The following is a 23,696-nucleotide window of genomic DNA, read 5'->3' on the forward strand; positions in this document are numbered from 1 at the left end:
TTCGGACCACCAGCCGCCGACCCGCCTCGTCGAGCTCGTCGACGAACGCGTCGATGTAGGCGGCGACCTCGGCCTGCAACGCGACGGCAAGCATCTGCCGAGCGCCGTCCCGGACGATCTCATCAAGCAGCGACCCACCGGCCGACTCGTTGGACACCTCGACGTCGTGGACTACCTTGAGCATGAGCGCACCTTCCCGAACCAGCGCGCCAACGCCGGTCCAGATCAGAGTTCTGTGACTACGAGATCTTCCCCGGGAAGGTGCGCTCCATCGCGTTCACCCCGCCGAGGACCATCCACAGGTTCTGATCATTGCTCTCGGATCGCTGGGTAGGACGTCATGGCCATTACACCGCGCAGCTTCCTCGTGGTGTGCGACCTGGTCGTGCGCCCTCGTTTCTGGAACTGGTGCGAGATGTACTGGCGAGCCGTCTGCTCCGGGATCCGCATGTCACCCAGGCCCTGCACCGTCAGCGAAATTCGCAGCCGACGCATGAGCTCGTCGACGGACTTGATGGAGTTGGTGCCGTCGAACTGCTCCATCAACTGGTCGATAGCCCGAGTGAGCTCCGGGTCCAGCGTGCCGAAGTCTCGGTGGGCGCGGCGGCTGCGCCCATCGATCAAGGACAGCACCCCCCCATTGACCGGGTCCTGATAGTCGCTCACCCACGACATCAACGTCCGCGCGCTGACCGCCCCTAGCCGATCCGTGGGCGTCCTCTTCGCACCTCGCGCAGCTCGCTGCCGGCGACGGTCCACGCTGGCCTCGTCTTCAAGGATCCGGGCCATCTCATGACACCGCCGCGACAAGGAGACGCCGTTCGCCGGGTCGAACACCGCCAGCGGCTCTCGCGGGCCAGCGGTCGCCGCATAACCCGTCCTGAATCCCGTCAGGATCGTCAGCACGACCTCCTGCCGGTCCAGCGCCAGCTCCTGCGCGCTGGCACTCAACCCCTGAAAAGTTGCCTCCAAAGACTTCGCGACGGCGTCAACCCGCCCGTCATACACGTTGCGAGCGACCTCTAGCTCGACCCAGGGGACGTCCTCGACCACGCCATCCATCGTTGCGACCCGAACCCCGCGAGCGGTCAGCTCCGTGATCAGTCGCGGCCCCTGTTGCAACAGCACAAGCTGCCCAGGCGCCAGGGTGGTCACCAGCCCCGTCTCCAGCCTCATGCGCCCACCGCCTGGCCACGCCGGCACACCGTGTCCTGGTCCCAGAGATGATCGAGATCGACCACCAGCTCCTGAGTCCAGATCAGGTGCCACAGGCAGGACGTCTGAAAACCCCGCCCGTCATCCAGGGCCATGAGCTCCCCCAACGTGCGCGGGCCATCCGCGAGCTGCTCCAGCAGCTGCGGGCGAACGGCATCGAGCCACTGCGGCGCACGGCGAGCCCCCGCGAGCCACCGCAGGTTCAGGCCGGCGATCTCCGACAGGCCTTCGAAGACCTCGTGGCCCCAGCCGACACGCTCGCACTCCTTGGCCGTGCGCCGTGCCTTCAACCAGAAGTCGTCGTCCTGCCGTTCCTTGCTGCGGGCATCCCACAGGGTCACCGCGCCCCGCACATCCACACTCAGCAGATCAGGGGTGTGCCGCACCTTGTCGCTCCAGGAGAGCTCTACAGGCTGAGCGGCAACCCAGGTGATGTCCCGCCGGTGGTCCAACCACGTCAACAGCTCGTACTCCAAGCCCGACTCGACCAGCAGCGCCGTGTTCGTGGTCGAGCACAGCGCCCGCACAGGGACATGCCGTGAGGACGCGCTGGACCGCACCCGCCGCACCGGCCCGAGATGCTCCACCGCCGGCTGGCCATCGGTCAGTCCCACTTCACGGGGACGCCATCGACCCTGACCTGCCACCCCACGGTGGAACCCAGCTTGGGTACGACGGAGAGAACTACACTGCTCACGACATCTCTCCTGCTCTGAAAACGGACTGATCAGGCTTGCTGTCACCGAGGGCGTCCCGCTGCAACGGGGCGCCCTCACTGCTGTTTACGGGCACGTTACCCCCCGGCCAGCCGGGGACCGGCGGATTATGAGACATGAACGGCGAATGGTCCAACCGACACGCCGACGGGACGCTATGCAACATAGGTAGGCAATCGTGCAAAGTAGGAGCGATCTCGACACCTAGAAGTTCGTCGCCATGTTGGTGAAGCGGGAGTAGTGCCCCTGGAAGGCCACCACGATCGTGCCGGTCGGGCCGTTACGGTGCTTGGCCACGATCACGTCGGCCTCGCCCTCGCGGGGAGATTCCTTCTCGTACATGGATTCTCGATGCAGCAGGACGACCATGTCGGCATCCTGCTCGATCGATCCGCTTTCGCGCAGGTCGGAGACCATCGGCTTCTTGTCGGTGCGCTGCTCGGGGCCACGGTTCAGCTGCGACAGGGCGATCACCGGCACCTCGATCTCCTTGGCCAGGAGCTTGAGGGCACGGGAGAACTCCGAGACCTCCTGCTGGCGGGACTCGACGCGCTTGCCGGAGCTCATCAGCTGCAGGTAGTCGATGACCACGAGCTTGAGGTTGTTGCGCTGCTTGAGCCGCCGGCACTTGGCGCGGATCTCCATCAGCGACATGTTCGGCGAGTCGTCGATGAAGAACGGCGCCTCGCTGAGCCGGCCGGTCGTGCGGGCGATCTTGGTCCAGTCGTCGTCGGCGAGCTCGCCCTTGCGCAGCTTCTGCAGCTGGATGGACGCCTCGGCCGAGAGCAGACGCATGGTGATCTCGGTCTTGCTCATCTCGAGGCTGAACAGGACGGTGGCCTGCTGGTTGTGGATCGCCGCCGAGCGCGCGATATCGAGCGCAAGCGTGGAGTTGTGGGTCGGGATCATCGACCGGCCCGCGAGATAGAGGTGGTCGTCGTTGTCGACCTGGATGCAACGCACCGGCACCGAGGACGCGGGCGATAGCCGCACGATGGTCCACTCGGCCTCGTCGCGACGGGACCGGACGAGGTGCTGCGCGCCGCCGGCGTCATACGAGCCGGCGATCTCCTCGGTGGTGCGCACCTGCTCGTCGCCGTCCGCAGAGGTGACCCACTGGTGCTGGGCGTCGGCCACGATCGTCGAGCCGTCAGAGAAGGCGACCTCGTAGCAGGGCCGGTCGGTCATGACCTCGGTCGCCGCGACCACGCGCGTCGGGCGGCCGTCGGCGCCGATGACCTCGTCGCCGACCTGGACCTCACCCATCGTCGTCCAGCCGGTCGGCGTGACGAGGGGGGTGTCGAGCGCGAGCGCCTTGCCGACGGCAGGTCGCGCGGCGATCACGATCATCTGGCCGGGGTGCAGGCCGTTGGTGAGCTGGTCGAGCTCGGTGAAGCCGGTGGGCACGCCGACCATCTCGCCGTTCTTGCCCGACGCGTGCTCGATCTCGTCGATCGTGGCCTCGAGGACCTCGCCCACGGCGATGTAGTCCTCGCCGCCGCGCTTGTCGGCGACCTGGTAGACCTCGGCCTGCGCCGCGTTGACGATGTCCTCGACGTCGCCGCCCTGGCCGTAGCCCATCTGCACGATGCGCGTGCCCGCGTCGACGAGGCGGCGCAGGACGGCGCGCTCCTGCACGATCTCGGCGTAGTAGCCCGCGTTGGCCGCCGTCGGCACGGCGTCGATCAGCTGGTGCAGGTAGGCCTGGCCGCCGATGCGCTGGATCTCGCCGCGCTTGGTGAGCTCGTCGGCGACGGTGATGGCGTCGGCCGGCTCGCCGCGACCGTAGAGGTCGATGATCGCCTCGTAGATCGTCTCGTGCGCGGGGCGATAGAAGTCGAGCCCGCGCAGCGTCTCGACGCAGTCGGCGATCGCGTCCTTGGACAGCATCATCGAGCCGAGGACGGACTGCTCCGCGTGCACGTCCTGCGGCGGCACGCGGTCGTCGCCGCCACTCCCACCGCCGCCGGGTCCACCCCGCTCGGCGCCGTAGTCCCGACGGTCGTCCAGCTCCGCGATCGACACGTCTGCTCCCTCGTCTAGCCCTGCTCGGCCCGTCCCTGCACGGTCTCAGTCCACCACCGACCACTGACATACCTGCCCCACCACTGACCTCCGAAGGGGTCTCGCGCGCGTGTGGACAAACCTGTGGATAACTTTGGTAGGCCTGGGCGCATCACGTCACCCGGACGGGCTGCTGCGCCACGGTATGGGCCGGGAGGAGGCCCGGGCAAACGGGGGTTGTGGACAACCTGGGGACAACACGCCGTGACGTGTGGGCAAGCCTGGGGACAAGCCTGTGGAGGGCGTGTGACTTTCCCGTGACCTACCGCTTCACCGGCCCTGTGACCAGCACGTATGCCGAGCGCCACCTGTGCACGGAAGATTTGTCGACCGAGTTACGCCATCTGGGGCGCGCTGGACGCGGTGTGGACAAACCGTCTCATCCGCGACACGCCGACCCCCGCCCTCGAGCACCAGATCTCGCTCCCTGTCACCGCCATGTCACTCACAGGCATCGTTCGGGGTCCTGACCTGCGGGTTTCCACACCAGCTCGCCACAGGAGTCACATCTGTGGACAACGACACGCCCGAAACCCGCAGGTCACCGGTCGTTCACCAGCGCTTGGCATCGCGCGGTGACACGCGCTGGGAGCCCGGCGTCGCGGCGACTATCCTCGCCGGGTGGCGAGCGACCGGGAGACCCAGAAGCCGACGTCCCCCGCGCGCGAGATCCTCCGCCTCGCCGTCCCGGCCTTCCTCGCCCTGGTCGCCGAGCCGCTCTTCCTCCTCGCCGACAGCGCCATCGTCGGCCACCTCGGCACCCCGCAGCTCGCCGGCCTCGGCGTCGCGAGCGCCGCCCTCCTGACGGCCGCCAACATCTTCGTCTTCCTCGCCTACGGCACGACGAGCATCGTGGCCCGCCACGTCGGTGCCGGTGACGAGCGCGGTGCCGTCGCCAACGGCCTCGACGGCGTCTGGCTCGCCGCCGCCCTCGGCCTCGTCACCAGCGTGCTCGTCGCGACCTTCGCCCGCCCCCTCGTGGCCGCCTTCGGCGCGAGCCCGGACGCCCTCGTCCACGCCGAGCACTACCTGCGCGCGAGCGCCGCCGGGATCCCCGCGATGCTGATCGTCCTCGCCGCCACCGGGATCCTCCGCGGCGTCCAGGACACCACCACGCCCCTGGTGGTGTCGGTCGCTGGTTTCACGTGCAACGTCGTCCTCAACGTCCTGCTCGTCTACGGCCTGCACCTCGGGATCGTCGGCTCGGCCATCGGCACGGTCATCAGCCAGTGGGGTATGGCGATCGCCCTGATCCTCGTCGTGGTGCGGGCAGCGCGGCGGCTCGGCGCCTCCCTGCGCCCGCATCCGGGACGGGTGCTGGTGGCCGCGCGGGGCGGCATACCGCTGCTCATCCGCACGCTGGCCCTGCGCACGGTCCTGCTGCTGACCACGTGGGTCGCGGCGGGTCTGGGTGACGTGCCGCTCGGCGCCTACCAGGTGAGCGCGACGGTGTGGAGCTTCCTCACCTTTGCCCTGGACGCGCTGGCGATCGCCGCGCAGGCCCTGACCGGCAAGGCCCTCGGCGCCGGGGACACCGCAGGCACCCGCGCCGCCACCACCCTCATGATCCGCTGGGGCCTCATCGGCGGCGCGGTCCTCGGCGCCCTGGTCCTCGCGCTGCACACCGTGCTGCCTCACCTGTTCACGAGCGACCCCGAGACCCAGGCCGCCCTCGCCGCCGGCCTGGTCGTGGTGGCGCTGTCGCAGCCGATCTCGGGGTGGGTCTTCGTCCTCGACGGGGTGCTGATCGGCGCCGGCGACACCCGCTGGCTGGCGTGGGCGCAGCTCGCGCTCCTCGTGGCCTATCTCCCCGTCGTGCTGGTCGTCCGGCACGTCGCCGGCCCGCTCGACGACCCCGCGGCCGTGGTGTGGCTCTGGGTCGGGTTCAGCATCTTCATGACCCTGCGCGGCATCGCGCTCGGCCTGCGCGCCCGCTCCGACGCCTGGCTCGTCACCGGCGCCACCCGCTGACCCCAGCCCGACCCGACCCAGGATCAGGCGCCCACGGCCTCCTGGGTCGGGCTCAGCGCCAGCACTGCACGCCGAAGAGCGGCAACGACCGCAGCGCCACCAGCGAGGCCACCCACGCGAGACCGTCGCAGCCGAGCCCGAGCACATAGGCGGGGTGCCGGACCACGTCCGCCCCGGTGGCCCGGGACGCGGCGTAGCCCTGCGAGACGGAGGCGACGGCATACAGGAGCATGCCGACCACCGAGGCGACGAAGCCGAGGATCACAGCTCGAGACCCAGCAGGGCGTTCTCGACGACCTCCATGATCGCGGGGTGGATCCAGTACTGCCCGCGCGCCATCTCGGGCACGGTCGTCCCCAGCGACATCGCCTGGATCAGCGGCTGGATCAGGTTGCTGGCCTGGTAGCCCATGAGGTGGGCGCCCAGCAGCAGCCGGGTCTCGGGGTCGGCGAGCAGCTTGACGACGCCCACCTGGTCCTCCATGGCCCAGCCGTATGCCGTGGCGCCGTAGTCCTGGACCTTGACGACGTAGTCGCGCCCGGCCGCCTGCAGCTCGCGCTCCGTCAGGCCGACCGACGCGATCTGCGGGTGGGTGAACACGGCGGCAGGGACGTAGCGGTGGTCGCTGGACCGCAGGTCGTCGGGGTGGGCGAGGTTGTGCGCGACGACCCGCGCCTCATGGTTGGCGACGTGCTTGAGCTGCCAGTGGCTGCTGATGTCGCCGAGCGCCCAGACCCCCTCGACGCTGGTGCGCTGCTGCTCGTCGACCCACAGGCGGGGTCCGTCCATCCGATAGCCGACCTCGGCGAGACCGAGCTGGTCGGCGTTGGGCACGCGCCCGGTGGCGACGAGGACGGCGTCCGCCACGACCTCGCCCGACCCGGAGGGCCCGGTGGTCGTGAGGTGCCACGCGCCGTCCCGGCGCTCGGCCGCGCTGATCTGGGTGCCGAGCCGCAGGTCGTAGCGCTCGGCCGCCAGCTCGGTGAACCGCCCCGAGATCAGGTCGTCCTCCTTGCGCAGCAGGCTGCCGCTGCGCTGGAGCCAGGTCACCTCGACGCCGAACGCGTCGAAGATGTGGGCGAACTCCGCCGCCACGAAGCCGCCGCCGACGATCGTCAGACGGCGCGGCAGCTCCTCCATGCGCATGACGGTGTCGCTGGTGTGGACGCCCAGCGCGGGGGCCGCCTCGCGCAGACCGTCGACGTCGAGCATCGAGACGCGCGAGCCGGCGGCCACGACGATCTGGTCGGCCGTGATGGTCGCGCCGGTGCCGGTGTCGATCTCCTTGGGTCCGACGAACCGTGCGCTCCCGTCGAACACCGTGATGTGCGGGTCCTGGCGGCGGTACTGCTCGCCGCCCGCGGCGATCTGGTCGATCCGCCCGGCAAAGATCCGGTCGCGGATCTCGCGCCACCGCACCTGCGGGTCGCACGGGAAGGACGCGCCCAGGCGGTCGAGGTGCTGCGCGGAGGTGATGACGTCGGCCGGGTAGGCGTACATCTTGGTGGGGATGCAGCCGACGTTGAGGCAGGTGCCGCCGAAGGTGCCCCGCTCGAGGATCGCGATGTCCTGGTCGGCCAGCTCGGGGGTGATGAGCGAGTTGCCCGAGCCCGTGCCGATGATGATCAGGTCGAAGTGACGGTCAGCCATGCGCTCGAGCCTAGACGTGCAGGCTGAGCACAGGCTGCCCTCAGGACTCCCCGGCCAGTCGGTCGTCGGTCACGGCCCTCACCTGGTCCATCGCCTCGAGGGTCGCGATCGTCGCGTCGAGGGGCCGTATGACGCTCTCGGTCCTCCCCTCGCCGAGGCAGTGCGCGACCTCGAGCGCCTCCCAGAACAGCCCGTCGTGGGCGGTCGCCGCCTCGAGGTGACGCAGCTGTCCCCCGCCGCGTCCGTGCATGGTGAACGAACCCGGTTGGTACCACGGGCCGTCCAGCGACACCCAGGAGTCGGAGCCGCTGATCGCGGCGACGGTGGGGGTCTCGACGAGGGCGCTCGCGTGCAGCGCCGACTGCGCCTCGCCGTGCCGCAGCGTCATCGTCGTCTGCGCCATCGTGCCGGTCGGGCCGCGAACGCCCTGCGCGGCGACCTCGGTGGCCGCCCCGAGCACCCACGTCGCCAGCGTCAGCGGATAGGTGCCGAGGTCCATCATCGCGCCGCCCGCGAGCGCCGGGTCGTGGATGCGGTGACGGTCGGGGAAGTACTCGCCGATGTCGGCGGACACGAGCGTCAGGTCGCCGAGCACGCCGTCGTCGAGCAGCCGGCTGATCACGCGGAACTTCGGCAGGCACAGCGACCACATGGCCTCCATCGCGAAGACGCCTGCGGCACGGGCGGCCTCGGCGATCCGCCGCGCCCCGGCGGCGTCGATCGCGATGGGCTTCTCGACCAGCACGTGCTTGCCCGCCGCAATGGCCAGCAGGGCGTGCTCGACGTGCTGCGGGTGTGGGCTCGTGACATAGACGACGTCCACGCGCGGGTGGGCGACCAGCTCGGCATACGACCCGAGGGGCTCGCCCCCGTGCCGCCCGGTGAACCGGCGGGCGCCCTCCTCGGACCGGGACCCGACCGCGGCCACCTGGTGGTTGGTATGCCGAAGGACGGACGCGACGAACCGCTCGGCGATCCACCCCGTCCCGATGACGCCCCAGCGCAGGACGGGACCCCCGGTGGGATCGGGCAGGCGGGGCTCGGGCAGGCTGTGGGGGAAGGACATCGGTGTCGCTCCTCGGACTGTGGCTGGACAGTGGCCAGGACATGTCAGATAGTACTAACAATTGCCGAACGAAGGAGATCGAGCATGTCCCTGCAGCCCGTCCGCATCGGTCTGATCGGCTGCGGCCGCATCGGCCGGGTCCACGCCCTCAGCGTCACCGCGGCCCCCGGGGCCGAGCTCTCGACCGTCGTCGACGCCGTGCCCGCCGCCGCCGAGTCGCTGGGCGAGCTGCACGGCGCCCGCGTCGCCGCCACCCCCGAGGAGGTGCTGGCGTCCGACGACGTCGACGCCGTCATCATCGCCTCCCCCACCGCCACGCACGTCGACCTCATCGACGCGGCGATCGACGCTGGCAAGCCCGCGCTCTGCGAGAAGCCCATCGACCTGGACATCGCCCGGGTCGAGGCGCTGCGGGCCAAGGCCTCGGCCGCGACCACGCCGATCATGCTGGGCTTCAACCGTCGCTTCGACCCGCACTTCTCGGCGCTGCACGCGCGGGTCGCCTCGGGCGAGATCGGCCGCCTGGAGCAGCTGTCCATCATCAGCCGCGACCCCGCGCCCGCGCCGACGGACTACCTCGCGGTGTCAGGCGGGATCTTCCGCGACATGACGATCCACGACTTCGACATGGCGCGGCACTTCGTGCCGGACGTCGTGAGCGTGTTCGCCTCGGGGACGGCACAGTTCAGCGAGGACATCGCGGGTCTCGGCGACTACGACTCCGTGGTGGTGGTCCTGACCGGGCGCGAGGGCCAGCAGGTGACGATCACCAACTCGCGGCACGCGGCCTACGGCTACGACCAGCGGCTCGAGGCCTTCGGCTCGGAGGGGCTGCTCGAGGCCGGCAACGTCACCGACACGGTCGTGCGCCGGTGGAGCGCCGACGCGGTCGAGGTGCGCGAGCCCTACCAGAACTTCTTCCTCGAGCGGTATGCCGCGGCCTACCAGCGCGAGCTCGCGGCGTTCGTCGCCGCCATCCGCGAGGACGCGCCGGTGCCGGTGGGTTTCCACGACGGCTGGGCCGCCCTGGTCCTGGCCGACGCCGCCGCCCGGTCCGCCGCCGAGGGGCGCGTCGTCGAGGTCGACCTCGACGCCTGACCCGTCACCCGAACCCGCTGCTGAGCAGCCCGGGTCCGACGCGCTGTCGGACCCGGGCTGACCCGTCCGGTCAGGCCGGGTCGATCCAGCGCGTCGGCAGGTTGTAGCGCGTGATGATCTCCAACGACGCCGGCACGGTCAGCGGGGCGCCCGACACCAGCCGGTGGTGCCGCAGCACCTGACGGACGGCCCGACGGCAGTCGCTCTGCAGGTCGTGGTGGATCACCGCGTCGATGGCCCCCGAGCGGAGCAGCGCGACGTTGTCCTCGTCGAGGTCGTGCGCGACGTAGGCCTCCACGCGTCGCCCCCGTCGCCGCAGCTCGGCGAGGGTGGCGCGGTTGCCACCACCGACGGAGTAGACCGCGCACACGCCCGGCTCCTCGTCGAGCGCCGCCCCGACCAGGTCGCCCGTGGCGGCATCGAGCCCGTCTGCGTCCGACACGACGAGCACGGGCTCCTCCGGCCGCAGCACCGCCAGCTCGTCCTCGAACGCCCGCACCCGCTCGTGCTCCCCCAGGAAGGTCGAGCGGCTCATCGTCACCAGCACCCGCCGCCCCTCGCCCTCACCCACGCCTCGAGGGGTCAGCCAGCGCGACACCAGGAAGGCTGCCGTCGCCCCCGCCTGCTGGTTGTCCAGTCCGACATACGCCACCCGCCTGCTGCTCGGGACGTCGGTGACCAGGGTGACCACCGGTATGCCGCGCCCGGCCGCCCGGTCCACCGCCGCCGCGATGGCCGGGTCGTCCGGCGCCTTGAGGAGCAGCCCCTGCGAGGTGCGGCCACCCGACCCGACCCGGTCGATCGTCTCCACGAGCTCCTCGACGTCGGCCCGCTCGCGCAGGTGGAACCTCGCCCGCACGGCCGCTGGCCGCACCCACGCCAGCTCGGCCTCGAGCGCCGTCCTCACGGCGCTGGTGAACCGCGCCGGCGCCTGCATCACGACGTCCACCAGCACGGTGCGCGCGCCGAGCCGCAGCTGCGACTGCTGCCGGTCGAGCTCGAGCACGGCCTGCTCGACGGCCCGCACGGCCGCGGCGCTCACGTTGCTGCGCCCATGCAGCGCGCGATCGACGGTGGCCTCGGACAGGCCGGCCTGGGCGGCGATGTCCTTGAGGGGGTGCGGCGGCCTCATCCCCCGACGGTAGGCCCCGACCGCGACTGAGGTCTATCTGAGGTCTTTGACCCCAGCCGACGGCCAGTCCGCGAGCCACCATGGAAGGGACGGACCACGACGACGAGGAGACGCCATGCCGACCACGACCCGCCCGGCTTCCAGCCCGACCTGGACGGCGCAGGACTGCCGCCTCGAGGAACTGCGCGCAGTGCTCGAGGCCCGCACCGACGTCACGGCATACCCGCACGCCCAGGCCGTCGAGCAGGAGGTGCTGCTCTATCGCGCCGACCACCTGCGCGGGGCCCTCGGCGGCGGGCCCGAGGCCGCCCGCGAGGTGCAGACCGAGCTGGCCCGCGCCCTGTCCGAGGGGCCCGGGATCGTGGTGCTGCAGGGCGCCTTCGAGCACGACGTGGTCGACCGGGTCAGCGACGGCTTCCGCACGATCATCGAGGAGCAGCGCGCCTCCGGCCGCGTGGCGGGCGACCACTTCGCCAAGCCCGGCGCCAACGACCGCGTCTGGAACGCCCTCGAGAAGCTCGCCGTCACCGACCCCGAGGCGTTCGTCGACTACTACGCCAACGACCTCGTGGCGCTGGCGGCGACGGCCTGGCTGGGTCCTGGCTACCAGGTCACCTCGCAGGTCAACGTGGTCAACCCGGGCGGGGCGGGCCAGACCGTGCACCGCGACTACCACCTGGGGTTCCTCGGGCCGGAGGTCAGCGAGCGCTACCCCCGGCACGTCCACCTCATGTCGCCGATGCTGACCCTGCAGGGCGCCGTGGCCCACGTCGACATGCCCGTCGAGAGCGGCCCCACGCTCTACCTCCCCCACTCGCACCGCTACGAGCCCGGCTACGTCGCCTACTGGCTGCCGGAGTTCCAGGACTACTTCCGCGACCACCACGTGCAGCTGCCCCTCGCCAAGGGCGACGCCGTGTTCTTCAACCCCGCGCTGTTCCACGCCGCCGGCACCAACCACTCGACCGACATCCGCCGCATGGCCAACCTCCTGCAGATCTCCTCGGCATTCGGCCGGGCCATGGAGCGAGTCGACCGGCGCCGCGTGGTCGAGGCCGTCTATCCGGTCCTGCTCTCCCGCCAGGACGCCGGTATGCCGACCGCCCGCCTCCACGACGCGATCGCCGCGTCGGCGGAGGGCTACGCCTTCCCCGCCGACCTGGACGCCGAGCAGCCCGTCGACGGGATGGCGCCACCCAGCCAGGCCGACCGGGTGCGCTCGGCGCTGGCCGCTCGGCTCCCGGTGACCGAGCTCGATTCGGCGTCCGACGCGGCGTCGACCGGTCCACTCGCGAGCGCGGCGACCGAAGCCGCCACGGCCGCGGGCCCCACGACCGGGGGCGCGGCCTGATGCGCGAGCTCCTCCAGGACCGGGTGGTCCTCGTCAGTGGCGGCACCCAGGGCGTGGGCGCCGCCGTGGCGCGGGCCGCCCTGCGCGAGGGCGCACACGTCGTCGTCACCGGGCGCCGCGCGGACGTCGGGTCGGCGGCGGCCGACGAGCTGGCACGCGAGCACGGCTCGCACCGCGTGGAGTTCGTGCAGACCGACCTGGCCGACGTGGACCAGGCACGCGCCTCGGTCACCGCGACGGTCGAGCGCTTCGGCCGGGTCGACGGGCTCGTCAACGCCGCCGGCCTCACCTCGCGCGGGTCGCTGCTCGACACCACCCCCGAGCTGCTGCAGCAGCACCTCTCGGTCAACCTCGTGGCGCCGTTCTTCACGATGCAGGCGGCCGTCGAGGACATGCGCCGCCGGGGCGCCCCCGGCACGATCGTCAACGTGCTGACCATGTCCTCCCACGGCGGCCAGCCCTACCTCGCGCCCTACGTCGCCTCCAAGGCCGGGCTGGCGGGACTGACCCGCAACGCGGCGTACGCCCACCGCTTCGACCGGATCCGCATCAACGGCCTCAACATCGGCTGGACCGAGACGCCGGGCGAGGACGAGGTGCAGCGGCGCTTCCACGGTGCGCAGGACGGGTGGCTCGAGGAAGCCTCCGCCGCCCTCCCCATGGGCAAGCTGGGGCAGGTCGACGAGATCGCCGACATGGTCGTCTACCTGCTGTCCGACCGCAGCGGCGTCGTGACCGGCTCCGTCATCGACTGGGACCAGACCGTCCCCGGCGCCCACGACTGACGTCCCCCACCCACCCCGTCCCCGCCGCACCCGACAACAAGTGACCCGTCGGGGCGCACCAAGCCCGCTAACCCGCCCACACCCGACAACAACTGACCCCTCGGGGCGCACCCGGCCGTTGACCCGACGTTCGGGAGCCCCCCGCGACCCGACGGGTCACTTCCTGCACCCGACTCGCCTCACGGCGAGCACGCGAGAGACCCGGCTCGGGGGCCGGGCCGCCGCACCCGACACCAACTGACCCCTCGGGACGCCGACCGCCACTCCACCCCGCCGCACCCGACAGCAACTGACCCCTTGGGGCGCACCCGATCGTTTGACCCAACGTTCGAGAGCCCCCCGCGACCCGACGGGTCACTTCCTGCACCCGACTCGCTCACCGCGGGCACGCGAGAGGCCGGGCTCGGGGCCGGGCGCCACACTCGACACCAACTGACCCCTCGGGGCGCACCGAGCCCGCTAACCCGCCCACACTCGACAGCAACTGACCCCTCGGGGCGCACCCGTCCGGTTAGCCCGCCGTTTGAGAGCTCGCCGCGACCCGACGGGTCACCTCCTGCACGCAGATCGATGACACCAGCCACGCGGGAGGCCGGCGCGCTCGCGGTGGGCACGCGAGAGGCGGGCCGCCGGATCACCGACACCCCGCCTCTCGTCATACGGCTCAGACGAACTCGCCCCGGGAGAAGCTCTCCTCGAGCTCCTCGAGGGAGCGACCGCTGGTGTTGGGCAGCATCTTCCACAGGAAGAAGATCGCCGCCAGGCCGATCACGAAGAACAGGCCGAACATCCCCTGCAGGCCGGCCTTGCCCACGATCACGGGGAAGGAGAAGGTCAGCGCGGCGTTGACCAGCCACATGCACAAGATGGAGATCCCCATCCCGAAGCCCCGGATCCGCAGCGGGAACATCTCGGACAGGGCGACCCAGACCGGCGCGTTGAGGCAGCACTGCATGAAGAACACGAAGGTCACGCAGAGCACCAGGATGACCCAGGCGCGGGTGGTGCCCGCCGGGAGGATCGTCGCCGCGAGGGTGATGAGGCCGTGGATCGTCGTCGTGGCGCAGAACCCGATGATGATGAGCTTGCGGCGGTGGACCTTGTCGATCACCACGAACAAGCACAGCGCGGTGCCGACGACCGCGAGGACCCCGTTGGCGACGTTGGCGATGATCGCCGCGCTGGCCGAGAAGCCCGCCTCGGTGAGCAGCTGGGTGCCGTAGTACATGATCGAGTTGATGCCCGTGACCTGCTGCGCGGCGGCCAGGCCGCAGCCGATGATCACCAGTCGACGGATCCACGGGACGGCCATGTCGGACCAGCCGCCCTTGTGGGACTCGGCCTCCTCATCGGCCAGTTGCTCCACCTCGCCGAGCTCGGCGCGGGCGCGGTCCTCGTTGCGGACCTCCAGGAGCACCTGCAGCGCCTCGTCGTAGCGACCCTTCGAGATGAGCCAGCGCGGGGACTCCGGCATACGGAGCATCCCGAAGAACAGGAACACCGCGGGGACGGCGCACACCGCGAGCATGTAGCGCCAGACCCCCTCGTGCTGACCCCAGACGCTGGCGATGATCGCGTTGATGATGAAGGCCAGCATCTGCCCGAGTACGATCGCGAGCTCGTTGCGCCCGCTGAGGGTGCCACGGCGCTCGGTGGGGGCGAGCTCGGACAGATAGACGGGGACTGTGGCCGACGCCGCGCCGACCGCGAGGCCGAGGACGAAGCGAGAGACGAGCATGATCGAGAGCCCCGGCGTGAAGACGCAGCCCAGCGTGCCGACGAAGAACACGACGGCGATCAGGGTCAGGGTCTTCTTGCGGCCCAGGTTGTCGTTGAGCACGCCCGAGACGAGCGCTCCGACCGCGGCGCCGATGAGCAGCGACGCCGTCACCAGACCCTCGGTGACGGTGGTCAGGCCGAGGTCCGTCTTCATGGGCTCGAGGGCGCCGTTGATCACGCCCGTGTCGTAGCCGAACAGCAGACCGCCGAACGTCGCGACGACGGCGATCAGGTCCAGGCGCCGCTGGTGCGGGCCCGGTCGGAGGGCGGTAGCGTCACCCCGCTGGGACTGCTGGTGGGACTGCCGTGGGACATCCTCGTCTCCTTCTGCCTTCCGCAGCACGCGGATTCGTAGCGTCCTTGCTCGTATCGCTATCACAAGTGAAGGCGCAGGCGTGGACAATGTCAATAGATTGTCCTTACATTTGACCTCACACCGTTTGAGGACGAAGGAGTCGGCATGACCACCACCTCAGCACCGCTCGCGGGCGCCTCGCAGCACCCGGGGTTCGACCTCGCGGTGTGCTCCGAGATGCAGCTGCTCGACCTGCCCCACCTGGACCGTGTGCGCCGGCTGCACGAGCTGGGCTTCGCGGTCGAGCTGTGGGACTGGACGACCAAGGACATCGACGCGCTCGCGGCGACGGGCGCCCGGTTCACCTCGATGACGGGCTACACGCACGGCGAGCTCATCGACCCCGCGGGCGCGGACGAGCTGCTGCGCACCGCCCGGGAGTCGGTGGCCGTGGCCCATCGCCTCGGCGACCCGCACCTCAACCTGCACGGCACGGGCCTCGGGGAGGGTGGTATGCCGAACCGCCCGCAGACGGTCGTGACGCCTCGCGACTGGCTCGCCGCCGAGCGGACGCTGCGTCGCGTGGCCGCCCTGGGCGAGAGCGAGGGCGTGACCTTCCAGCTGGAGAACCTCAACCTCGACGTCGACCACCCCGGCGTGCCGTTCGCCCGGGCGGCGGACGTGATCACCCTGCTGGAGTCGGTCGGGTCGCCGGCGCTGCGCATGAACCTCGACCTCTATCACGCGCAGATCGGCGAGGGGAACCTGATCGAGCTGTGCCGCCGCGCAGGCGATCTCATCGGCGAGATCCAGGTGGCCGACGTGCCCGGGCGGTGCGAGCCGGGGACGGGTGAGATCAGCTATCCGGGTGTGGCGCGGGCCCTGGCCGAGATGGGGTATGCCGGTGTGGTCGCCCTCGAGGGGTGGGCGTCCGGCGACAGCGAGGTGGCGCTCGAGCGCTTCCGCGAGGCCTTCACCCTCTGACCCAGCCGCCCCGCCGCCAGGGCGAGCCGCGAGCACGCGTCGAGAGGCGACAGATGGGGGTCAACCGGCTCGGATGACCCCCATCTGTCGCCTCTCGACGAGCGCGAACCTCCCCGCGCGGCCCTAGTCGCGGACCTTGGGGATGTCGACCGTGGGCGCGTCGATCCCACCGTGCTTCACGGTGCTCGGGTCGACGACCTTGCCGGGGTCCGCCGCGCGCAGCTCGTGCGAGAGGTCGGCGAGCTCCTTGCCGCCCGCCATCTCCTCCGTCAGCTCGTCCAGGGTGACCTCGTCGCGGTGGGCGTCGAGGACCACGCGGCCCAGCTTGAGGATCACGAAGTGGTTGCCGACGAGGTAGGCGTGGTGCGGGTTGTGGGTGATGAAGACGACGCCGAGGCCGGCGTCACGCGCCTTCATGATGTATTTCAGCACCACGCCGGACTGCTTGACGCCGAGCGCCGCGGTGGGCTCGTCGAGGATGATCACCTTGGCGCCGAAGTAGATGGCGCGGGCGATCGCGATGCACTGCTTCTGGCCTCCCGAGAGGCTGCCGATGGGGCGGTCCAGGTCGGGGATGACGATCCCCATCTTGGTGAGCTCCTCGCCGCAGACGCGCTTCATGGTGGGGATGTCCATCCCGAAGAAGCCCTTCTTGAGCTCGTTGCCGAGGAAGAAGTTGCGCCACACGGACATCAGCGGGGCGAGCGCCAGGTCCTGGTAGACGGTGGCGATGCCGCTGCCCAGCGACTCGCGCGGCGAGGAGAAGTGCCGCTGCTCGCCGTTGACGAACATCTCGCCGACGTTGTAGTCGTGCAGCCCCGCCATGATCTTGATCAGCGTGGACTTGCCGGCGCCGTTGTCGCCGAGGACGCAGGTGACCTCGCCCTGACGGACGGACATCGAGACGCCTCGCAGCGCCTGGATGTTGCCATAGCTCTTGCCGCAGTCGCGCATCTCCAGGATGGCCGTGGTGGGGCCGCCTTCGTGCGTCGGTGCGGTCTTGGTCGCGCTCATGCCGCGTCCGCCCTTCTCTTGACGTACATGTTGACCAGGGTGGCGACGAGCAGCAGCACCCCGAGGAAGGTCCGGAACCAGTCCGGGTTCCAGTTGGCGTAGTTGATGCCCAGCTGGGTCATGCCGAACACCAGCGCGCCGATCGCGGCCCCGACCACGGAGCCGTAGCCGCCGGTGAGCAGGCAGCCGCCGACGACCGCGGCGATGATGAAGATGAACTCCTTGCCGACGCCCTCGCCGGACTGCACCACGGAGTACTCGAACAGCAGGTGCATCCCGAGCATCCAGGCGCAGAACCCGACGAACATGAACATCCCGATCTTGACTGCCGTGACGGGGACACCGACGGCGCGGGCCGCGGCGGCGTCGCCGCCGACGGCGAAGATCCAGTTGCCGACGCGGGTGCGGAGCAGCACGTATGCCGCGATCGCGGTCAGCACGATCCAGAACAGCACGAGCATCTTGATGCTGACCGTGCCGATGGTGAAGGTCGTGGCGAACACGGCCTTGGCGGAGTCCCATCCCTGCATGTCGGTGATCGACGTCGAGGCGACGTTGCCGGTGACCAGTCGGGTGATGCCGAGGTTGGCGCCCTGCAGCACGAAGAAGGTGCCGAGGGTGACCAGGAAGCTCGGCAGGCCCGTCCGCATCAGCAGCCAGCCGTTGAAGGCGCCGATGGCCAGGGAGACGACGAGCGCGAGGATCACGCCGACCCACACGTTGAGGCCGAAGTTCCACGAGGCCAGGGCCGCGGTGAGCCCGGACGTCGTGGCGGCGACGCCCGTGGACAGGTCGAACTCGCCGCCGATCATGAGGACGGCGACGCCCACGGCCATGATCCCGATCGTGGCGGAGCCGTAGAGGATGGTGCCGACGTTGCTGATGTTGCGGAAGGCCGGTGCGATGGCCACGAACAGCGCGAACACGGCGAGGGCGCCGATGAGGGAGCCGATCTCGGGGCGGCGGAGCAGCAGGTTGACCGGGGACCGGCGCCCGACGCGGTCGTCGCCGGCCTGGGCCTGGGTCGCCGGCTCGGGTGCCGTGGACGGGGTGGTGGTGGAGGTCGACATGGTCAGCGCTTCCCGTTGGCGGCGAACTTCTCGACGGCGGCGACGTTGCTGCTGTCCACGAAGGACGGGCCCGTCAGGACGGCCTGGCCGCCGCCGATCTCGTTGCCGTTGGTCTTGTGGAGCCACAGGGAGTCGACGGCGAGGTAGCCCTGCAGGTAGGGCTGCTGGTCGACGGCCCAGGTGACCTTGTTGGCCTTGATCTGGGCGACGATGTCCTTGTTCATGTCGAAGGCCACGAGCTTGGACTGGCTGCCGGACTCCTCGATCGACTTGATCGCCGTCATGGCGAACGGTGCGCCGAGCATCATGACGTGCGTGACGTCCTTGTCCTGCTGGAGCTTGGCGGTGACCTTGGACTGGACGTCGCCCATGTCGGTGCCGTTGACGTAGAGCTTCTCGGTCTGGGGGAAGCCGGCCTTGACGCCGTCGCAGCGGGACTCGAGCCCGACGTGGCCCTGCTCCTGGATCACGCAGAGGACCTTGATGGCGCCCTCCTTGGTGAGCCGCTCGCCCGCCGCCTGGCCCGCGACCTTCTCGTCCTGGCCGAAGAAGCTGGTGACGCCCATGGCCTTCCACGCGTCGCTGCCGGCGTTGAGGGCGACGACCGGGATCTTGGCATCGGTGGCGGCCTTGACGTTGCCGGCCATGGCCTCGGGCTTGGCGAGGGTGACGGCGATGCCGTCGACCTTCTTGTCCACGGCCTGCTTGACGAGGTTGGCCTGGTTGGCGCCGTCCGGGTCGGAGGTGTAGGTCAGGGTCACGCCGTCGTTGGCCGCGGCGTCCTCGGCGCCCTTGCGCACGAGGTCCCAGAAGGTGTCGCCGGCGGCGGCGTGGGTGACCATCGCGACGGTCATGGTCTTGGCCTTGGCCGCGCCACCGGCCGCGGACTCGGTGGTCTGCTTGCCACCGGTCGAGCTGCAGGCCGCCATGGTGAGGGCCGTCGACGTGGCGAGCGCCAGTGTCAGGGTGGTCTTGACGGTGCGATTCATCGTGGTGCCTCTCGTGACGGAGCAGCGTCGTCGCGCTCCGGGCGGGTGGTGCGGGTGGTGATGTGGTTGGTGACAAACTATGCGTTTGTCCTGCCGACGGGTCGTCAGGGTGGCGGGTCGGACCGAACCGTTGGCGAGTCGTCACCTCGTGTCGGGGATCTCCTCGAGGCGGACGGGCGCCCCGCGGCGCCGGGAGAGGTCGCAGGCCACGGGGCGCTCGACCCCGGGGACGGCGTCGGCGAGGACGACCTCCTCGACCTCGGGGAGGTCGCGCAGGTTCGCGGCATGGATGCGACCGATGCGGCTGACGCCGATGACTGCGATGCGCATGTCTCTCCTTCGAGACGTGGGCGAGGGCTCACCCGGGCTGGCACCACCTTCACCGAGTGACCCGGGCCACGTCAAGACTTTGTCCGGACATTTACAGGTCTTGACGATATCGAGACGCGTCATCCAGCACGGACGACGGGATTCGTCATACGTTTGCCAAGCGTGGGGGGTCTTGCGTAGACTTATATTTGTCAGCACATGAGCTGGCACCCACGATGGCCGTGCAGGGCGAGCCCATCGGGATCCGCTCGTGCGCGGCGGAGAGCAGGATGAGTTGCCCCGCCACATGACCGACCTGACCGCCCCCGCGCAGATCGACGACGAGGCCAGGGCCGCGACCCCGTCCACCCTGAGCCTGGCCGTCACGCTGGCCCTGATCACCATCGCCCTCGTGGTCGCCGGGACGCTGCTCGCCTCCCCCCAGCTGATCGTCGCCGCCATCGTGCCCGTCGTGGGCACCGTGGTGCTCGCGGGCGTCGCGAGCTACCAGGGCGTCTTTCGCATCTGACGGCGACCCCGCCCCCGCCATACGCCCGCTGACCAGGCGAACGGCGCCCCAGACCTGATGTGCCGGCACCCGCTGGCACGACACGACGGCCGTGCAGGACCGAGGCCCTCGGGCCTCCTCGTCCTCCGGCAGAGAGAAGGACTCATGACCAACACCCACGTCGCCGACGTCCGCACCGCGCAGACGCAGACCACCCACAACGCCCTGGCCGTGCAGGCCGCCCTGCTGGCCACCCTCGCCGTCGTCCTGACGGTCGTCGGGGGCGTGCTCGCGTCCGCCCCGATCCTGCTCAGCGCCCTGCTGCCGCTCGCCGGCACCGTCGCGCTCTTCCTGACCTGGAACGCCCGCGAGCTCAGCCACGCCTGACCGGCCGCTCCCGTGAGCCCCCTCTCCCGACCCGGGAGAGGGGGCTCACGTCGTCCTGGCGCGGACCGTGGTCGGCCGGGGAGTCGCACACACGGAGCCTCCGCCGACGGACTCAGGCGTCGTATGTCGTCCGCCCGCTCACCGGCGGCACCGACTCCCACGCGCGGCTCGCCGCAGCTCGCACGACCGCCTCGTCGACCTCGGCCGCGGACCACGCGTCCGCCGCGGACGGGGCGACCTGCTCGCCGGACAGCACCGACTCGACGAAGTCCCGCCCCTCCACGACCTTGAGGTCGTCGAAGGAGAGGTTCTGGCCGGGGCCGGGCTGGAAGCGGGCGTAGGCGCCGTGCTGCGGCCCGGCCATGACGGTGGTGTAGCCGTGCACGTCCCCGCCGTCGCCGAGCAGGACCTGCACCTTGGACATGTCCTCGAAGTTCCAGCGCACGGATCCGCCTGTGCCGTAGACCTCCACGACGTACTCGGCGCGCGGGCCCCGGGCCACGCGCGACGCCTCGAGGGTGCCGACCACCCCGGAGTCGAAGCGGGCGAGCATCCCGACGTAGTCCTCGTTGCCGACGGGGCCGCGCTCGTCCGAGACGCGGACCCTGGCGTGGCCGATGCCCTGCTCCAGCGGGATGGGGCGGTCGGTGATGAAGGTGTCGGTCATGGCGGCGACCTCGGCGACGCGCCCCACGAGGAACTGCGCGAGGTCGATGCCGTGCGACATGAGGTCACCGACCACGCCCGCGCCGGCCCGGCCGCGGTCGTAGCGCCAGGTCAGCGGCCCGTCCGGGTCGCTCGCGTAGTCCGCGATCAGCCAGACGCGCACGTTGGTGACCCGCCCGAGCCGCCCGTCGCGGATCAGCTGCCGCGCGAACTGCACCCCCGGCGCCTGGCGGTAGTTGAACCCCACGCCGGTCACGAGCCCGGCCTCGGCTGCGGCGCAGGCGATCTCACGGGACTCCTCGGCCGAGACGCCCATGGGCTTCTCGATCCAGAAGGGCTTGCCCGCCGCCACGGCCGCGAGGGCGATCTCGCGGTGCAGGAAGTTGGGCGCGCAGATCGACACCGCCTCGACGGCGGGATCGGCCAGCAGGTCGCGGTAGTCGGCATACGACCCGGCGAAGCCGAACTGCTCGACCGCGGCCGACCGCGCCCCCTGCACGGGGTCGGCCACGGCCACGAGCCGCGGGCGCACCCGCAGCTCCGGGTAGCGCTCGGGCAGCGAGGCGTAGGCCCGCGTGTGCAGCCGCCCCATCCACCCGAAGCTGATGACGCCGATGCCCAGCTCGCGGATCGGCGACGGCGCGGAGCCGGAGTTGTCGACCGCCGGCGTGTCCGGGCGGGCCTCGATGGGTGCCTCGGTCACGCGTCCAGCTCCTTCTCGATCCGCTCGCGCATCCGCACGTGCACCTCGTCCATCTGCTCCTCCCAGCCGAAGACGCAGACCGACACCGGTCCGTCATAACGGGTCTCGCGCAGGTAGCCGAAGACCTCGTCCCACGGCACCTCGCCGTTGCCGATCTCGTTGTGCTGGTGGATGCGGGCGTCCACGCCGGGCGGGTTGACGATGTAGCGGTTGCCGACGTTCGCGAGGTGGTTGTAGACGTCGGCGACGTGCACGTGCCGCAGCCGCTCCCCGGCATACGCCATCATCGCCCGCGCGTCCCCCGCCCCCTGGGACAGGTGGAACATGTGGGGGCAGCAGAACTCGTAGTTGAACCACGGCTTGTTGACCCCGCGGACGATCTGCACGGCGCGCTCGTTGGTCTCGACGAAGTCGTAGGGGTGCGCCTCGATCGTGCACTCGATCCCGTGCCGCTCGAAGTCGGGGACGAGCTCCTCGATGCTCTTGTAGAACTGGGCCTCGCTGCGCAGCGGGTCGTTCGGGTCGCCGGACAGCTCGGTCGCGATCATCGGCACCTCGAGGTCGTCGGCGATCTCGAGGAGCCGCCGCAAGCAGCGCACCGCGTGCTGGCGGTCCTGCTCGTCCGGCGCCGACCAGTTGTAGACCGGGTTGAACGTCCAGATCTGGACGCCCGTCTCGGCCATGGCCCGCTTGACCTTGGCGATCTCGGCGTCGTCGACCTTGGGATAGTGGTGCCACTCGTGGAAGTCCGCCCGCGGCGACAGCTCGAGAAACTCGTAGCCGAGGTCGGCGGCCTTGCGGCACTCCTCCGCGACCGTGAGGTGCGGGTGATACATGGACGGGTCCAGCAGGATCTTGACCATCGTTGTCTCCCAGGGGTCGTGACCGTATGACGATCGCGTGGCGGTCAGGCGTAGAGGGCGGGCTTGTCGATCATCTCGACGGCGACCTCACCATCCTCGGTGAGGGCCCGCACGCCGGCGTCGCACACGCACGCCGCCGCGTAGCCGTCCCACGCGCTGGACCCCGTGTGCTCGTCCCGGGAGACCGCGGTGATCCACTCCTGCACCTCGCGGACGAAGGCGCCGCCGAAGCGCTCGTTGTGGTCCATCGTCAGCGCGTTGGAGCGGCCGACCGTCCCGGTGCGCTCGATCAGGTGCTGGTCCGAGAGGCGGATGGTGCCCGTCTCGGCGACGGCCTCGCACTGGATGTCGTAGGAGTGCTGGTTGTTGACGAAGATCTCGTCGTCGATCCAGATCCCCGACTCGGTGTGCATGATGAGGATCAGCGGGTCCTGCAGGTGCTCGAACCGCTTCGTCGTCCTCTTGGGCGTGTCCACGCGCACCCGGACGATCTCCTCGCCGGTGAGCCACCGCATCGTGTCGATCTCGTGGATGCCGGTGTCGTTGATCGCCATGTCCCACGTGTAGCGCTCCGGCACCGTGGGGTTGCGGTGCCGGTTGTGGACGATGAGCGTCTCCCCCACCTCGCCGGAGTCGAGGATCGCCTTCATCTGGCGGTAGGACTCGTCGAAGCGGCGCATGAACCCGACGGTGACGAGCTTGCGCCCGGCCCGCTGCTCGGCGTCCATGATGGTGAGGGCGCCCTGGGCGTCGGGCGTCATCGGCTTCTCGCAGAAGACCCGCTTGCCCGCCTCGATGCAGGCGATGACGTCGGCCTCGTGGGCCGGCCCGAACGAGCAGATCATCACCGCGTCGACGTCGGGGTCCGCGATGAGCTCGGCGCTGTCGGTGTACCCCTTGACGCCATACGTGCTGGCCACGGTCTTGACGTTGTCCTCCGCGATGTCGGAGATCGCCACGACCTCGCCGCCCGCGATCACGCTGCGGATGCGGTCGATGTGGGCCTGCCCCATGCCGCCGGGGCCGATCATGCCGATGCGCACAGTCATGTGAAGTCGTCTCTCTCTGCTGGTGATTCGCT

22 protein-coding genes and 1 pseudogene are annotated in these 23,696 nt (G+C 70.3%); 7 read left to right on the plus strand and 16 right to left on the minus strand.

The window, feature by feature from the left end; translation table 11 throughout:
- The 4 genes and pseudogenes from K313_RS21095 to dnaB all read right to left on the minus strand — a co-directional run.
- Nucleotides 1-184 (minus strand): annotated as a pseudogene (locus tag K313_RS21095) (IS256 family transposase); the annotation flags it as partial.
- Between the two features lie 125 nt (nt 185-309).
- The gene (locus K313_RS0113220; protein ID WP_156911396.1) at nt 310-1,176 is read right to left on the minus strand and encodes a hypothetical protein; all 867 of its coding nucleotides are present in this window, start codon (nt 1,174-1,176) and stop codon (nt 310-312) included.
- Nucleotides 1,173-1,991 carry a TnsA-like heteromeric transposase endonuclease subunit gene (locus tag K313_RS21100; protein WP_084412832.1) on the minus strand — a complete coding sequence of 273 codons (819 nt, stop codon included), beginning with the start codon at nt 1,989-1,991 and terminating at the stop codon, nt 1,173-1,175. Before K313_RS21100 ends, K313_RS0113220 begins: the two co-directional genes overlap by 4 nt.
- A gap of 144 nt (nt 1,992-2,135) precedes the next feature.
- The gene (gene dnaB / locus K313_RS0113230; RefSeq protein WP_084412834.1) at nt 2,136-3,956 is read right to left on the minus strand and encodes a replicative DNA helicase; all 1,821 of its coding nucleotides are present in this window, start codon (nt 3,954-3,956) and stop codon (nt 2,136-2,138) included.
- Between the two features lie 660 nt (nt 3,957-4,616).
- On the opposite strand from dnaB, the gene K313_RS0113240 reads away from it, so the two are divergent.
- On the plus strand, nt 4,617-5,966 hold the full coding sequence (locus K313_RS0113240; RefSeq protein WP_029212003.1) for an MATE family efflux transporter: 1,350 nt from the start codon (nt 4,617-4,619) through the stop codon (nt 5,964-5,966).
- 52 nt (nt 5,967-6,018) lie between these two features.
- Here the strand turns inward: K313_RS0113240 and K313_RS0113245 are convergent, their stop codons facing one another.
- From K313_RS0113245 to K313_RS0113255, 3 genes are read right to left on the minus strand one after another with little or no spacing between them, the layout of a single operon-like run.
- Nucleotides 6,019-6,231 carry a hypothetical protein gene (locus K313_RS0113245; protein ID WP_029212004.1) on the minus strand — a complete coding sequence of 71 codons (213 nt, stop codon included), beginning with the start codon at nt 6,229-6,231 and terminating at the stop codon, nt 6,019-6,021.
- On the minus strand, nt 6,228-7,616 hold the full coding sequence (locus K313_RS0113250) for a mycothione reductase (protein ID WP_029212005.1): 1,389 nt from the start codon (nt 7,614-7,616) through the stop codon (nt 6,228-6,230). The genes K313_RS0113245 and K313_RS0113250 overlap by 4 nt, the downstream gene beginning before the upstream one ends.
- A 40-nt stretch (nt 7,617-7,656) precedes the next feature.
- Nucleotides 7,657-8,682: a Gfo/Idh/MocA family protein gene (locus K313_RS0113255; RefSeq protein ID WP_029212006.1), complete on the minus strand. Its 1,026-nt coding sequence runs from the start codon at nt 8,680-8,682 to the stop codon at nt 7,657-7,659.
- Between the two features lie 84 nt (nt 8,683-8,766).
- On the opposite strand from K313_RS0113255, the gene iolG reads away from it, so the two are divergent.
- Nucleotides 8,767-9,780 carry an inositol 2-dehydrogenase gene (iolG, locus tag K313_RS0113260; RefSeq protein WP_029212007.1) on the plus strand — a complete coding sequence of 338 codons (1,014 nt, stop codon included), beginning with the start codon at nt 8,767-8,769 and terminating at the stop codon, nt 9,778-9,780.
- 70 nt (nt 9,781-9,850) lie between these two features.
- On the opposite strand, the gene K313_RS0113265 is transcribed toward iolG, so the two are convergent.
- Nucleotides 9,851-10,912: a LacI family DNA-binding transcriptional regulator gene (locus tag K313_RS0113265; protein WP_029212008.1), complete on the minus strand. Its 1,062-nt coding sequence runs from the start codon at nt 10,910-10,912 to the stop codon at nt 9,851-9,853.
- 115 nt (nt 10,913-11,027) lie between these two features.
- On the opposite strand from K313_RS0113265, the gene K313_RS0113270 reads away from it, so the two are divergent.
- Nucleotides 11,028-12,263 (plus strand): phytanoyl-CoA dioxygenase family protein, encoded by a 1,236-nt coding sequence (locus tag K313_RS0113270; RefSeq protein ID WP_029212009.1) that lies wholly within the window; start codon nt 11,028-11,030, stop codon nt 12,261-12,263.
- Entirely contained in the window at nt 12,263-13,048 is a 786-nt protein-coding gene (locus K313_RS0113275) for an SDR family oxidoreductase (protein WP_029212010.1), read from the plus strand. Before K313_RS0113270 ends, K313_RS0113275 begins: the two co-directional genes overlap by 1 nt.
- 664 nt (nt 13,049-13,712) lie before the next feature.
- On the opposite strand, the gene K313_RS21105 is transcribed toward K313_RS0113275, so the two are convergent.
- Nucleotides 13,713-15,170 (minus strand): sugar porter family MFS transporter, encoded by a 1,458-nt coding sequence (locus K313_RS21105; RefSeq protein ID WP_240483981.1) that lies wholly within the window; start codon nt 15,168-15,170, stop codon nt 13,713-13,715.
- 117 nt (nt 15,171-15,287) lie between these two features.
- Here K313_RS21105 and K313_RS0113285 point away from each other — a divergent pair, with 117 nt between their 5' ends.
- Nucleotides 15,288-16,106 (plus strand): TIM barrel protein, encoded by an 819-nt coding sequence (locus K313_RS0113285; protein WP_029212011.1) that lies wholly within the window; start codon nt 15,288-15,290, stop codon nt 16,104-16,106.
- 123 nt (nt 16,107-16,229) lie between these two features.
- Here the strand turns inward: K313_RS0113285 and K313_RS0113290 are convergent, their stop codons facing one another.
- The 4 genes from K313_RS0113290 to K313_RS0113305 form a co-directional block, all read right to left on the minus strand.
- A complete protein-coding gene (locus tag K313_RS0113290; RefSeq protein WP_029212012.1) occupies nt 16,230-17,120 on the minus strand; it encodes an ATP-binding cassette domain-containing protein in 891 nt (296 codons plus the stop codon).
- On the minus strand, nt 17,117-18,190 hold the full coding sequence (locus tag K313_RS0113295; RefSeq protein ID WP_029212013.1) for an ABC transporter permease: 1,074 nt from the start codon (nt 18,188-18,190) through the stop codon (nt 17,117-17,119). The genes K313_RS0113290 and K313_RS0113295 overlap by 4 nt, the downstream gene beginning before the upstream one ends.
- A gap of 2 nt (nt 18,191-18,192) precedes the next feature.
- Entirely contained in the window at nt 18,193-19,179 is a 987-nt protein-coding gene (locus K313_RS0113300; protein WP_034253185.1) for a substrate-binding domain-containing protein, read from the minus strand.
- 141 nt (nt 19,180-19,320) lie between these two features.
- Entirely contained in the window at nt 19,321-19,509 is a 189-nt protein-coding gene (locus K313_RS0113305) for a hypothetical protein (protein ID WP_029212015.1), read from the minus strand.
- 286 nt (nt 19,510-19,795) lie between these two features.
- Here K313_RS0113305 and K313_RS0113310 point away from each other — a divergent pair, with 286 nt between their 5' ends.
- Together K313_RS0113310 and K313_RS0113315 are read left to right on the plus strand one after the other, a co-directional pair.
- Nucleotides 19,796-20,017 carry a hypothetical protein gene (locus K313_RS0113310; protein ID WP_019286847.1) on the plus strand — a complete coding sequence of 74 codons (222 nt, stop codon included), beginning with the start codon at nt 19,796-19,798 and terminating at the stop codon, nt 20,015-20,017.
- A 144-nt stretch (nt 20,018-20,161) separates the two neighbouring features.
- Nucleotides 20,162-20,383, plus strand: coding sequence for a hypothetical protein (locus K313_RS0113315; protein WP_019286848.1), 222 nt, complete (start codon nt 20,162-20,164; stop codon nt 20,381-20,383).
- Between the two features lie 112 nt (nt 20,384-20,495).
- Here K313_RS0113315 and K313_RS0113320 read toward each other — a convergent pair whose 3' ends face one another.
- The 3 genes from K313_RS0113320 to K313_RS0113330 are packed head-to-tail and all read right to left on the minus strand — an operon-like array spanning nt 20,496 to nt 23,664.
- Nucleotides 20,496-21,752, minus strand: a complete 1,257-nt coding sequence (locus K313_RS0113320; protein WP_029212016.1) for a Gfo/Idh/MocA family protein — start codon at nt 21,750-21,752, stop codon at nt 20,496-20,498.
- On the minus strand, nt 21,749-22,615 hold the full coding sequence (locus K313_RS0113325) for a sugar phosphate isomerase/epimerase family protein (protein WP_029212017.1): 867 nt from the start codon (nt 22,613-22,615) through the stop codon (nt 21,749-21,751). The genes K313_RS0113320 and K313_RS0113325 overlap by 4 nt, the downstream gene beginning before the upstream one ends.
- A gap of 44 nt (nt 22,616-22,659) precedes the next feature.
- Entirely contained in the window at nt 22,660-23,664 is a 1,005-nt protein-coding gene (locus K313_RS0113330) for a Gfo/Idh/MocA family protein (protein ID WP_029212018.1), read from the minus strand.
- Nucleotides 23,665-23,696 lie beyond the last annotated feature (32 nt).

This window comes from Arsenicicoccus bolidensis DSM 15745 (assembly GCF_000426385.1).
In the GTDB taxonomy this organism is placed as follows: Bacteria; Actinomycetota; Actinomycetes; order Actinomycetales; family Dermatophilaceae; genus Arsenicicoccus; species Arsenicicoccus bolidensis.